At 53.7% G+C, this 12,507-nt stretch carries 11 protein-coding genes; 6 read left to right on the top strand and 5 right to left on the bottom strand.

Translation table 11 applies throughout. The annotated features are described in order from the left end of the window. Positions 1 to 389: 389 nt before the first annotated feature. Both xthA and ACLD4K_RS00050 read left to right on the top strand, forming a co-directional pair. Positions 390 to 1,196 carry an exodeoxyribonuclease III gene (gene xthA, locus ACLD4K_RS00055; protein ID WP_000673951.1) on the top strand — a complete coding sequence of 269 codons (807 nt, stop codon included), beginning with the start codon at positions 390 to 392 and terminating at the stop codon, positions 1,194 to 1,196. A gap of 72 nt (positions 1,197 to 1,268) precedes the next feature. After that, positions 1,269 to 1,685: a pyrimidine (deoxy)nucleoside triphosphate diphosphatase gene (locus ACLD4K_RS00050; protein ID WP_000592136.1), complete on the top strand. Its 417-nt coding sequence runs from the start codon at positions 1,269 to 1,271 to the stop codon at positions 1,683 to 1,685. Here the strand turns inward: ACLD4K_RS00050 and ACLD4K_RS00045 are convergent. Then, positions 1,645 to 1,920, bottom strand: a complete 276-nt coding sequence (locus ACLD4K_RS00045; protein WP_411011166.1) for a YnjH family protein — start codon at positions 1,918 to 1,920, stop codon at positions 1,645 to 1,647. The two genes, ACLD4K_RS00050 and ACLD4K_RS00045, sit on opposite strands and share 41 nt — an antisense overlap. 238 nt (positions 1,921 to 2,158) lie before the next feature. Here ACLD4K_RS00045 and gdhA point away from each other — a divergent pair, with 238 nt between their 5' ends. Further along, on the top strand, positions 2,159 to 3,502 hold the full coding sequence (gene gdhA / locus ACLD4K_RS00040) for an NADP-specific glutamate dehydrogenase (RefSeq protein WP_023218982.1): 1,344 nt from the start codon (positions 2,159 to 2,161) through the stop codon (positions 3,500 to 3,502). Positions 3,503 to 3,531: 29 nt separating this feature from the next. On the opposite strand, the gene topB is transcribed toward gdhA, so the two are convergent. The 3 genes from topB to ACLD4K_RS00025 all read right to left on the bottom strand — a co-directional run bounded on the left by topB (position 3,532) and on the right by ACLD4K_RS00025 (position 7,198). Then, positions 3,532 to 5,481, bottom strand: a complete 1,950-nt coding sequence (topB, locus tag ACLD4K_RS00035) for a DNA topoisomerase III (protein WP_001235862.1) — start codon at positions 5,479 to 5,481, stop codon at positions 3,532 to 3,534. Positions 5,482 to 5,485: 4 nt separating this feature from the next. Beyond that, positions 5,486 to 6,529 (bottom strand): selenide, water dikinase SelD, encoded by a 1,044-nt coding sequence (selD, locus tag ACLD4K_RS00030; RefSeq protein WP_080160026.1) that lies wholly within the window; start codon positions 6,527 to 6,529, stop codon positions 5,486 to 5,488. Positions 6,530 to 6,646: 117 nt separating this feature from the next. Continuing rightward, positions 6,647 to 7,198 carry an NAD(P)H nitroreductase gene (locus ACLD4K_RS00025; RefSeq protein WP_079981142.1) on the bottom strand — a complete coding sequence of 184 codons (552 nt, stop codon included), beginning with the start codon at positions 7,196 to 7,198 and terminating at the stop codon, positions 6,647 to 6,649. A 173-nt stretch (positions 7,199 to 7,371) separates the two neighbouring features. Between ACLD4K_RS00025 and sppA the strand changes: the two genes are divergently transcribed. From sppA to pncA, 3 genes are all read left to right on the top strand, one after another. Next, the gene (sppA, locus tag ACLD4K_RS00020; RefSeq protein ID WP_001259884.1) at positions 7,372 to 9,228 is read left to right on the top strand and encodes a signal peptide peptidase SppA; all 1,857 of its coding nucleotides are present in this window, start codon (positions 7,372 to 7,374) and stop codon (positions 9,226 to 9,228) included. A gap of 95 nt (positions 9,229 to 9,323) precedes the next feature. Continuing rightward, complete coding sequence (ansA, locus tag ACLD4K_RS00015) at positions 9,324 to 10,340, top strand: asparaginase (protein ID WP_411011165.1); 1,017 nt, start codon at positions 9,324 to 9,326, stop codon at positions 10,338 to 10,340. 26 nt (positions 10,341 to 10,366) lie between these two features. After that, entirely contained in the window at positions 10,367 to 11,023 is a 657-nt protein-coding gene (gene pncA, locus ACLD4K_RS00010; RefSeq protein WP_000184707.1) for a bifunctional nicotinamidase/pyrazinamidase, read from the top strand. A gap of 103 nt (positions 11,024 to 11,126) precedes the next feature. Here pncA and ACLD4K_RS00005 read toward each other — a convergent pair whose 3' ends face one another. Beyond that, complete coding sequence (locus ACLD4K_RS00005) at positions 11,127 to 12,494, bottom strand: MFS transporter (protein WP_411011249.1); 1,368 nt, start codon at positions 12,492 to 12,494, stop codon at positions 11,127 to 11,129. Positions 12,495 to 12,507 lie beyond the last annotated feature (13 nt).

Genomic DNA, 12,507 nt, shown 5'->3' with positions numbered 1-12,507 from the left:
GCACTGTAAATGTAGATTGCAGCATTCGTGCCAGCCAGCGTTAAAATTGCATAAACAGAAGTGATAGACGGTAAATCAATGGGTTACAGCGTAGCGATATTCACTTTTACTGCATGAAAAGTGAATATTCCCGCATAATCGGTGGCTAAAAAGAGGAAAAAGCGAAATATTATTCAGTTGCCAAATATAATTCTGGAATTGTGATCTTATACGAAATTTACTGGAAATTACCGCCCCGTTCTGGCGCATCTGCACGCAAACCGTACCATTTTCGCACTATAGAAAACACCATATGCTTCCATTGGCCGAATCTGACGATGAGTGGCAGTCACCCGGTAAAATTTCTGCTACCATCCCAACACGATTCATCTTGCAAAGTGGCAGTGACTATGAAATTTGTCTCTTTTAATATCAACGGCCTGCGCGCCCGTCCCCATCAGCTTGAAGCGATTGTCGAAAAACACCAGCCCGATGTGATCGGTCTACAGGAGACAAAAGTCCACGACGAAATGTTCCCGCTCGAAGAGGTCGCGAAGCTGGGCTATAACGTTTTCTATCATGGACAAAAAGGCCATTACGGCGTCGCGCTGCTAACAAAAGCCACGCCCATTTCCGTCAGACGCGGTTTCCCGGATGATGGCGAAGAGGCGCAACGCCGCATTATCATGGCGGAAATCCCCTCGCCGCTGGGTAATATCACCGTCATTAACGGCTATTTCCCGCAGGGGGAAAGCCGGGATCATCCGTTGAAGTTCCCCGCGAAAGCGCAGTTTTACCAGAACTTGCAGAACTATCTTGAAACGGAACTCAAGTGCGATAATCCGGTATTAATTATGGGCGACATGAATATCAGCCCAACCGATCTGGATATTGGCATCGGCGAAGAGAACCGCAAACGCTGGCTGCGTACCGGTAAATGCTCCTTCCTGCCGGAGGAGCGTGAATGGATGTCGCGGTTACTGAAGTGGGGATTAGTGGACACGTTCCGTGAGGCGAATCCGCAAACGATGGATAAATTTTCGTGGTTTGATTACCGCTCAAAAGGTTTCGTGGATAATCGCGGACTGCGTATCGACCTCTTGCTGGCGAGCGCTCCGCTGGCGGAACGTTGCGCAGAAACCGGTATAGACTACGACATTCGCAGTATGGAAAAACCCTCCGACCATGCGCCGGTCTGGGCGACGTTTCGTGTTTGATTCCGCTTTCTGATTAACCGTAAGGCCGGGATAGCGCGACGCTTCCCGGCAGGAATAACGACCTTAACGACAATGATAAAAAAACTCGATGTTGTTGCCGCCATCATTGAACGCGACGGCAAAATTCTGCTGGCCCAGCGCCCAGCTCATGCGGATCAAGCCGGTTTATGGGAGTTTGCCGGCGGTAAAGTCGAACCCGGCGAAACCCAGCCGCAGGCGCTTATCCGCGAGCTACGCGAAGAGTTAGGGATTGACGCCACGCCCGGCGTCTATATCGCCAGCCATCAACGCGACGTGTCTGGCCGACGAATTCATTTGCACGCCTGGCATGTGCCTGCGTTTAACGGTCTGATACGTGCGCTGGAACATCAGGCATTAGCCTGGTGTACGCCGGAAGAGGCGCTGGAGTACCCCCTCGCCCCGGCGGATATTCCGCTATTGCAGGCGTTTATGGCTTTACGCGACGCCAGATTAACGGATTCGTGCTGATGGTTTTTTCGTCACGCTGGCACTGGAGCAAGACGCCTTCCACTTTTATTACCGCGCCTTCGGAGTAATTCTGATCCTGGTAAACGCAGCACTGAATGCAGGGCTGGGACGACTGACCGCGCGTGCTGAAAACTTCCGGCGGGACATTCACCTGAATATCAGGACGACTGTTCTGGTTTGCCAGCCCGACCATTGGCATTATCGCCATCACGGCGACCACGAGGCTTCGGCACATAGGAGTTCCTTATTTTTCTAAGTATATTCTCAGTATAACGGTAAGCCGCCGTGAAAACTTTAATCCTCTTTTGTCATCGCTTTTAGTTATGACCCTCGCCCCGTTATGAATTTACTTAGCAGCGTCATTTTTTTCTTGCTTACCGTCACATTGCTGATGGTATAGTCGAAAACTGCAAATACATATTCTGATAAAACGCAAATACAACCACATTAATATATAAGAGGTTTTTATATCTATGGATCAGACATGTTCTCTGGAATCGTTCCTCAACCATGTACAAAAGCGCGACCCGCATCAAACCGAGTTCGCGCAAGCCGTCCGTGAAGTCATGACCACCCTGTGGCCGTTTCTTGAACAAAACCCCCGTTACCGCCACATGTCTTTACTGGAACGTTTGGTTGAACCAGAGCGCGTAATTCAGTTTCGCGTAGTGTGGCTGGACGACAAAAACCAGGTGCAGGTAAATCGCGCCTGGCGCGTGCAGTTCAACTCTGCTATCGGCCCCTATAAAGGCGGTATGCGCTTCCATCCTTCGGTAAACCTTTCCATCCTTAAGTTCCTCGGCTTTGAGCAAACCTTTAAAAATGCCCTCACCACGTTGCCGATGGGCGGCGGTAAAGGCGGCAGCGATTTCGATCCGAAAGGGAAAAGCGAAGGCGAAGTGATGCGTTTCTGCCAGGCGCTGATGACTGAACTGTATCGCCATTTAGGGCCGGATACCGACGTGCCTGCCGGGGATATCGGCGTGGGCGGGCGCGAAGTGGGCTTTATGGCGGGAATGATGCGCAAGCTTTCCAATAACAGCGCCTGCGTCTTCACCGGCAAAGGGCTTTCCTTCGGCGGCAGCCTGATTCGCCCGGAGGCGACGGGCTATGGCCTGGTCTACTTCACTGAAGCGATGCTTAAACGTCATGGTCTTGGTTTCGAAGGGATGCGCGTCGCCGTGTCCGGCTCCGGCAACGTCGCGCAATACGCCATTGAGAAAGCGATGGCCTTTGGCGCGCGCGTGGTTACCGCGTCGGATTCGAGCGGGACGGTGGTCGATGAAAGTGGCTTCACGCCAGAGAAGCTGGCGCGTCTGTGTGAAATTAAAGCCAGCCGTGACGGTCGCGTCGCTGACTACGCCCGTGAGTTTGGCTTAACCTATCTGGAAGGCCAGCAGCCCTGGAACGTACCGGTGGATATCGCCCTGCCATGCGCGACGCAGAACGAACTGGACGTTGACGCCGCGCGCGTACTGATTGCCAATGGCGTAAAAGCCGTGGCGGAAGGGGCAAATATGCCAACCACGATTGAAGCGACCGATCTCTTCCTTGAGGCGGGCGTACTGTTTGCGCCGGGTAAAGCCGCCAACGCGGGCGGCGTGGCGACATCAGGTCTGGAAATGGCGCAGAACGCCGCGCGGTTGAGCTGGAAAGCCGAGAAAGTGGACGCCCGTCTGCATCACATTATGCTGGATATCCACCACGCCTGTGTCGAGTACGGCGGCGATAATAAGCATACCAACTACGTTCAGGGCGCCAACATCGCCGGTTTCGTGAAAGTCGCCGACGCCATGCTGGCGCAGGGCGTCATTTAATCCCGTCGTCAGGCCAGATAGCTTTACGCTTATTCGGTCTGACGGCCTGTCTCCTCAGCCGGCGGGCTTTTTTTGCCCGCTCGCTTACGCGGCGCGCTCTTTTTCTTGTCTCCACCGCCTGGCGCGACTATCCCTCTGAAGCGCTTCACCGGCGTGCGCTTAGCCTGATCGATCAGCTGATATAACGTGCCGACCAGCGGTTGCATAAAATCCTGGTAACGGCACTGCTTTTCGCTGATTTGCGTCAAAACAGATTCCCAGTGCGCGGTCATATCTGGACGGGCCGCCATTTCCGGCAGCGAATGTATTAACGCTTTGCCAGCATCGGTAGAATGAATGTAGCGCCCTTTTTTGGTCAGAAAGCTACGTTTGAACAGCAGCTCGATAATCCCGGCGCGCGTGGCTTCCGTCCCCAGCCCATCGGTCGCGCGCAGGATCTTTTTCAGATCTTTATCCTGCACGAAGCGGGCAATTCCGGTCATCGCGGAAAGCAATGTCGCATCGGTGAAATGACGCGGCGGCTGGGTTTGGCGCTCGACCACTTCCCCCTTTTCACACAGCAACTCATCACCTTTGGCGACAACCGGCAGCGGCGTACCGTCGTTTTCCTCGTCGCGCTCTTTACTGCCCAGTAACGTCCGCCAACCGGCCTCCGCCAGAAAACGCGCTTTGGCGACAAATTTTCCTTTGGCGATTTCCAGTTCAATAACGCATTTACGAAACACCGCGTCCGGGCAGAACTGCATCAGATACTGACGCGCAATCAGGGTGTACACTTTCGCTTCGTTTTCCGTCAGATGGACAGAAGAACTGCGCGCCGTCGGGATAATTGCGTGGTGCGCATCCACTTTTTTGTCATCCCAGCAGCGATTGCGCGTATCAGGATTAACCACAGGCTGCGGCAGTAAATCCGGGGCGTGGACGCTAATCGCGTTCATGACCGCCTGCCGTCCGGCAAAGTGTTCTTCCGGCAGATAACGGCAGTCGGAACGCGGATAGGTAATCAGTTTGTGGGTTTCATATAGCTTCTGACAAATATCAAGCACGTTTTGCGCGCTCAGGCCAAAGCGTTTGGCGGCTTCAATCTGTAGCGTCGAGAGCGAAAACGGCAGCGGCGCGGATTCTGATTCCCGTTTATCATTATAACTGGTTACCAGCGCGGGCTGACCGTTGATTCGGTTCACTACATGCTCCGCCAGCGGACGATGAAGCAAGCGCCCCTCTTCATCCTGATAAGGTTCGCACGCCTCGCTCGGCTGCCAGATAGCGGTAAAACGCTCGTCGGCAGGCGTAACGATGTGCGCCTTTACTTCAAAGAAGTCTTTGGCGACGAAGTTCTCAATCTCTTCGTCTCGCCGCACCACCAGCCCCAGTACCGGCGTCTGCACGCGTCCCACGGATAACACGCCCTGATAGCCGGCATTCCGGCCCAGGATCGTGTAAGCGCGGGTCATATTAATGCCATACAGCCAGTCCGCTCGCGCTCGCGCCAGCGCGGAGACGCACAGCGGCACGAAGTCGCTGTTCGCCCGCAACCTGTCGATAGCACGCTCGACCGCCTGCGGGTTAAGGTCGTTTATCAGACAACGCCGCACCTGCTGGCGCTTTTCGGCAGGAAGCTGGAGATAATCCAGCACTTCATCAACCAGAAGCTGCCCTTCTCGATCCGGGTCGCCGGCGTGAATAATTTCACCGGCTTGATGCAAAAAGCGCTTAATCACATTGAGCTGTTTGGTGACGGAAGGACGAGGCTGAAGCTGCCATTTTTCCGGCACGATAGGCAGGTCAGCCAGATTCCAGCGAGCATAACGGCTGTCATACGCATCCGGCTGCGCCTGTTCCAGCAAATGACCAATACACCAGGTGACGACCTGCCCGTTTCCGCACTCAATAAAACCATCGCCTTTACGGTGCGGTTTTGGCAGCACATCCGCAATGGCGCGCCCCAGACTCGGTTTTTCGGCAATAAACAACCGCATCAGGTTAACGAATCTCAACCATAGCGCGACCGCCGCGGGCCTCGACCAGTTCGCCAATCGCGGTCAGATCGATACCAAATTCCGCCGCGGTGGCTTTAACATCGTCTTCGGCGTCCGGCGTTACCGCCAACAACAGACCGCCTGACGTTTGCGGATCGCACAGCAGGCTACGAACTTCACGCAACATGTCGCCCATCAAATGACCATAGCTGGCGAAGTTGCGCTCTGTGCCGCCCGGTACGGCGCCCAGAGCAATATACTCTTCCACGCCCGGCAGTTTAGGGATGTCCTGATAGCAAAGCAGCGCCTGCACGCCTGCGCCCTGGCACATCTCGCTCAGGTGCCCCAGCAGGCCAAAACCGGTAACGTCAGTCATAGCTTTTACGCCGTCGATATTGGCAAACGCCGCGCCAGCAATGTTCATCCGACACATGACTTCCGTCGCCAGCCCCTGATGTTCAGGCTTAAGCAGCGATTTTTTCTCGGCGGTGGTCAACACGCCAATCCCCAACGGTTTGGTCAGAAAGAGTTTGCATCCCGCCTGCGCGGTACTGTTTTTCTTCACCCGTTCGGTCGGCACTACGCCTGTGACCGCGAGACCAAAGATCGGCTCCGGGGCGTCAATAGAGTGTCCGCCCGCCAGCGCGATACCGGCCTGACGGCAGGCAAAACGCCCCCCCTCGGTCACTTCACGCGCAATATCGGGCGACAGGGTATTAATCGGCCAGCCAAGGATCGCGATCGCCATAATCGGTTTGCCGCCCATCGCAAAAATATCGCTGATGGCGTTTGTTGCCGCAATGCGGCCAAAATCAAACGGGTTGTCGACTATCGGCATAAAGAAGTCGGTGGTGCTGATAATACTGGTGCCATTACCCAGATCGTAAACCGCCGCATCATCGCGGGTTTCATTACCCACCAGCAGGTTCGGGTCGACGAACTTCGCCTGCTCGCTATGCAGGATAGTCTCCAGCACTTTAGGGGAAATTTTACAACCGCAACCAGCGCCGTGGCTGTATTGCGTTAAACGAATGGCTTGCTCGCTCATGGACATCTCCTGTCATTGCATTCGCGCTATGGTAGCGCTCATTCCCTGATGTGGTAAGTATCACTGTCTGAATTACCGCGCCTTTGCTCAGAATCCAGACAGTTTTATCCCTCAGCGTCAGAAATAACGCACAAACGGCGTGGGGTCGGGGGTACTGATCGTCATTGACGCTTTGAGCTGCGGCGTGCCGAGATAGAGAAAACCAACAATTTTATCCTGCGGGCGGCACTCAAAGGCTTCCCGCACGATAGCGCTCTCCGTTAATGCGCCGCTACGCCAGATACCATTAAACCCTTGCGCAATCGCCGCCATTTGCATCGCCATCACCGCGCATCCGGCAGACATCTCCTGCTCCCACACTGGAACCTTATGGTTTTCTTCGCATTTCGCCACCACGGTAATGATCAGCGGTGCGCGAAACGGCGCATTACGCGCTTTTTCGATCGCTTTCTCATCGCCCCCGGCAGCGACAGCGCCTTGTTCAAGCACGGCGCTGAAGCGGTCGCGCCCCTCTCCTTCAATCACAAAAAAACGCCACGGCTGTAGAGATTTATGATCGGGAACACGCATTCCCGCCCGCAGAATGTTCTGTAATTGCTCTCCGACAGGCGCCGGTTCTGCGAGACGAGAGGCGCTACGACGGTTGACCAGCAGTTCTAGTGCATCCATTTGATTAACTCCAGCAATGATATTTATTCACAAAATTAACACGGGAGCGGATTTTGTTACAGCGCAGGCAGTGATTCCTGCTGACAACTGCCTGATGGGTCATTACGATAGCCACATCTTAATGCTTTATCCTCACCAAGGTACAAGCGTTGTTACTCAGATAGGGAGAATACATGCGAACCCTGTGGCGATTTATTGCCGGATTTTTTAAATGGACGTGGCGAGTGTTGAACCTCGTCCGTGAAATGGTACTCAACCTGTTCTTTATTTTTTTGGTTCTGGTGGGCGTTGGGATCTGGATGCAGATCGGTAACGGCAGCAACAGTGAGCAAACGGCGCGCGGCGCTTTGCTGCTGGATATTTCCGGCGTCATTGTGGATAAACCCTCCACCAATCACCGTCTGGGCGCGCTGGGACGCCAGTTATTTGGCGCCAGCTCCGACCGTCTGCAGGAAAACTCCCTGTTTGACATCGTCAACGCTATTCGTCAGGCGAAAGATGACCGTAACATCACGGGTATCGTTCTGGATCTGAAAAACTTCACCGGTGCCGATCAGCCGTCAATGCGCTATATCGGTAAAGCGCTGCGCGAATTCCGCGATAGCGGCAAACCGGTTTTCGCCGTGGGTGAAAACTACAGCCAGGGTCAGTATTACCTCGCCAGTTTCGCCAATAAAATTTGGCTTTCCCCACAGGGTCAGGTAGATCTTCACGGCTTCGCTACGAATGGCCTGTACTACAAAACGCTGCTGGATAAACTGAAAGTCTCTACCCACGTTTTCCGGGTCGGCACCTATAAATCCGCCGTCGAGCCGTTTATCCGCGACGATATGTCGCCCGCCGCCCGCGAGGCCGACAGCCGCTGGATAGGCGAACTGTGGCAGAACTACCTGCATACCGTTTCCGCCAATCGCCAGATTTCGCCGCAACAACTCTTCCCCGGCGCGCAGGCTATTATCGACGGGTTAACCAGCGTGGGCGGCGACACCGCCAAATATGCGCTCGACCATAAACTGGTGGACGCCCTCGCCTCCAGCGCAGATGTTGAAAAAGCGCTGACGAAGCAGTTTGGCTGGAGCAAAACCGAAAATAACTATCGCGCGATCAGCTATTACGATTATTCGCTGAAAACGCCTGCGGATACCGGCGGTACTATTGCGGTTATTTTCGCCAATGGCGCGATTATGGATGGCGAAGAAACGCCAGGGAATGTCGGCGGCGACACTACGGCATCGCAGATCCGTGACGCACGCCTTGATCCTAAAGTGAAAGCGATTGTGCTGCGCGTCAATAGCCCAGGCGGTAGCGTCAACGCCTCCGAAGTTATCCGCGCCGAACTGGCGGCGGCAAGAGCGGCTGGCAAACCGGTGGTGGTCTCAATGGGCGGTATGGCGGCCTCCGGCGGTTACTGGATCTCTACGCCGGCAAACTATATCGTGGCCAGCCCCAGCACGCTGACGGGTTCAATTGGCATCTTCGGCGTCATCAATACGGTAGAAAACAGCCTGTCGTCGATTGGCGTACACAGCGACGGCGTTTCCACCTCGCCGCTGGCGGATATTTCGATGACCAAAGCACTGTCACCGGAAGTGCAGCAGATGATGCAACTCAGTATTGAGTACGGCTACAAACGCTTTATCACGCTGGTGGCAGACGCGCGTAAGCGTACGCCGGAGCAAATTGATAAAATCGCACAAGGCCATGTCTGGACCGGAGAAGACGCGAAAGCCAATGGTCTGGTGGACAGTCTCGGCGACTTTGACGACGCCGTCGCCAAAGCGGCGGAGCTGGCGAAACTGAAACAGTGGCATCTTGATTACTATCAGGACGAGCCGACGGTCCTTGATATGGTCATGGACAGTATGACCGGATCTGTACGCGCCATGCTGCCGGAGGCCATTCAGGCGATGCTCCCGGCGCCGCTCGTTTCCGCCGCCAACACGGTGAAGGCCGAGGGGGATAAACTGGCGGCATTTAACGATCCGCAAAACCGTTATGCGTTCTGTTTGACTTGCGCGAACGTTCGCTAATGCTTCATCAATAGCCATACCGGATGGCGGCGTCTGCCCATAGCCGCCATCCGATAATCATTAATACGTCCTTCGCGACACGACTGAACATTATCATGCAAAAGAAATCAATTTACGTTGCCTATACCGGCGGTACTATCGGTATGCAGCGCTCAGATAAAGGGTATATCCCGGTGTCCGGGCACCTTCAGCGCCAGCTGGCGCTGATGCCAGAATTCCACCGCCCGGAGATGCCGGATTTTACCATCCATGAATATGCCCCGCTGATGGATTCATCAGATATGACGCCGGAAGACTGGCAGCATATCGCTGCAGATATCAAAGCGCACTACGATGAGTATGACGGTTTTGTTATTCTGCACGGCACCGACACGATGGCGTTTACCGCATCGGCGCTCTCTTTCATGCTGGAAAATCTGGGTAAACCGGTTATTGTGACAGGGTCACAAATTCCGCTGGCTGAGCTGCGCTCCGACGGGCAAATTAATTTGCTGAATGCGCTTTATGTCGCCGCCAACTATCCTGTTAATGAAGTAACGCTGTTTTTTAATAATCGTCTGTTCCGCGGCAATCGCACGACCAAAGCCCATGCGGATGGTTTTGACGCTTTTGCCTCTCCTAATCTGCCGCCCTTGCTGGAAGCAGGAATTCACATTCGCCGTTTAAATACGCCTCCCGCGCCCTACGGTTTTGGTGAATTAATCGTACACCCTATTACGCCGCAACCGATAGGCGTAGTGACGATTTATCCGGGGATTTCCGCCGAGGTAGTACGTAACTTTCTGCGTCAGCCGGTAAAAGCGCTGATTCTGCGCTCTTATGGCGTAGGCAACGCGCCGCAAAATAAAGCGTTTTTACAGGAGCTGAAAGAGGCCAGTTCGCGCGGCATCGTGGTGGTTAACCTGACGCAATGCATGTCAGGGCGAGTCAATATGGGCGGGTACGCTACCGGTAATGCGCTGGCGCACGCTGGCGTGATTGGCGGTGCCGATATGACCGTCGAAGCCACCTTAACCAAACTGCATTATTTGTTAAGCCAGGGTCTGGACACTCAGGCGATTCGTAGCGCGATGGCGCAAAACTTGCGTGGTGAATTGACGCCGGATGATTAAAAAATCCCGACGACAAGGAGAAGATAATGACAAACCGGGCCTTATTACTGGTCGACTTGCAAAATGACTTTTGCGCCGGCGGCGCGCTGGCTGTAGCGGAAGGCGACAGCACCATCGACATCGCTAACGCTCTTATTGACTGGTGCCAGCCCCGGCAGATTCCGGTGCTGGCCAGTCAGGACTGGCATCCCGCGCAGCATGGCAGCTTCGCCAGCCAGCATCAGGCGGAACCCTATAGTCAGGGAAAGTTGGACGGGCTGCCGCAAACGCTCTGGCCGGATCACTGCGTTCAACATACCGACGGCGCGGCGTTACATCCCCTGCTTAACCAACATGCGATTGACGCCTGCATCTATAAGGGTGAAAACCCGCTGATTGATAGCTACAGCGCGTTTTTTGACAACGAACATCGGCAGAAAACTACCCTTGATACCTGGCTTCGCGAGCATGACGTTACCGAGCTTATCGTGATGGGGTTGGCGACCGATTACTGCGTAAAATTTACGGTGCTGGATGCGCTAGAGTTGGGCTATGCCGTTAACGTTATCACCGATGGCTGTCGCGGCGTGAATATTCACCCGCAGGATAGCGCACACGCGTTTATGGAGATGGCGGCGGCAGGCGCGACGCTGTATACGCTGGCAGACTGGGAAGAGACGCAGGGCCAGGCTGTCGCCAGGTAGCGGAGCAGGTATCGTATCCGGTCAATACATCACGCAACGATGAGACCATTGCATAGATCTTTGAGGCCGGATACGTCACGCCAGCATCGCTACCTGGCAAAGCTCAACGCAGGCTGGAGAGCGCTTCTAACGAAACTCTTCTCGTTTCAATGCCAAAACAAAATAATATCAGCGCGCACGCCGCCAGCAGCATACCCAGCACAACAAAAACGGTGACAGATCCATAGCGGGTCAATAAAACCGCCACGCCGTAGGGGGTAAAGACAGCGACAATCCGCCCTACCGCATTCACAAAACCCGATCCACGTAGTCTAAGGTGCGTAGGCCATAATTCAGGAACGTAAACCGCTGAGGCAAAGCAGACGTACATATACAGAAAGGAAATCATTACCAGTCCATAAACCAGAATGGCCCATTCCTCAGTCTGTATTGAGTAAAAATATCCTACTACCGCAATAACGATAAGCAACAGCGAACCAAATAACCGTCTGGGGAAATGATCAATAATGAGCGCGGCGATAAATATGCCCACCGGCGCGCCAATCATAATGATGGCGGTCATGAAAATAGATTTTGTAACATCAATTCCTGAATTAACAAAAATTGTCGGAATCCATACCGTAATGGTATAAAGCGAAATGTTCATCGCAATCAATACAGTGATCGCCACTAACGTGCGCCGCAGCATTTGTCCTTTGAATAGTAGCCAGAATGTACCGTTTTCAAAGCGCGACTCCATGGATTTATTGCTTTCCTGATGCGGCGGCAAAATAATACTTTTTTCTTTTTCTATTTGCGACTCAATCATGAGAAGCTGCTGTTCAGCCTCGCGTTGCCGCCCTTTACCTGCTAACCACCTGGGCGATTCGATAAAGTACTTTCCTGAAAGAGACCACGCCAGCAGCATCCCTATCCCACCAAGAAGAAACATCATCCGCCAGCTTAAAAACGCAATGACCACTACGCCAATTCCCGCAGACAGCATCGGTGACCAGTTCCCTACAAAAGAGAGGCGCGCGGACCATTTTCCTCGTACAACGGGAGGGATAAACTCGGTAAAAGAAGCATATCCAACCATAATCAATGCCCCCATGCCTGTCCCCATCAGACAACGAAAGAAAATCAGCCAGTACATATCGGGAACAAATGCGGCAGCCGTTGCGGAGATACCCACAAGCAACAAATTAATGCGAAACGCTTTTCGACGCCCCAGGTAATCCCCAATAAAACCGCCGGTAAGCGAACCAATAAAATAGCCAAGCATCAGTGCCGATGTGAACGCGGCATTAAGATAATTATTCGACCAGCCATTGTTTATCAATTTGGCCAGAACCACATTCCCTGAGTAACTCAAAAACCCCGTTAATAGCAGGCCAAAACTAATTATTCCAAAAATACGAAAATGAAACCGAGATAAAGGTAAGCGGTCTAAATAGCTGCGCCTAATACCGCTACACTTTTGCCAGACCATGTTTCCCTCCGGG

It is taken from the genome of Salmonella sp. 741265055_HSA, assembly GCF_046569525.1.
In the GTDB taxonomy this organism is placed as follows: domain Bacteria; phylum Pseudomonadota; class Gammaproteobacteria; order Enterobacterales; family Enterobacteriaceae; genus Salmonella; species Salmonella enterica.
Note: the sequence above shows the minus strand (reverse complement) of the source record. Positions and strands in the feature narration are given on the sequence as shown.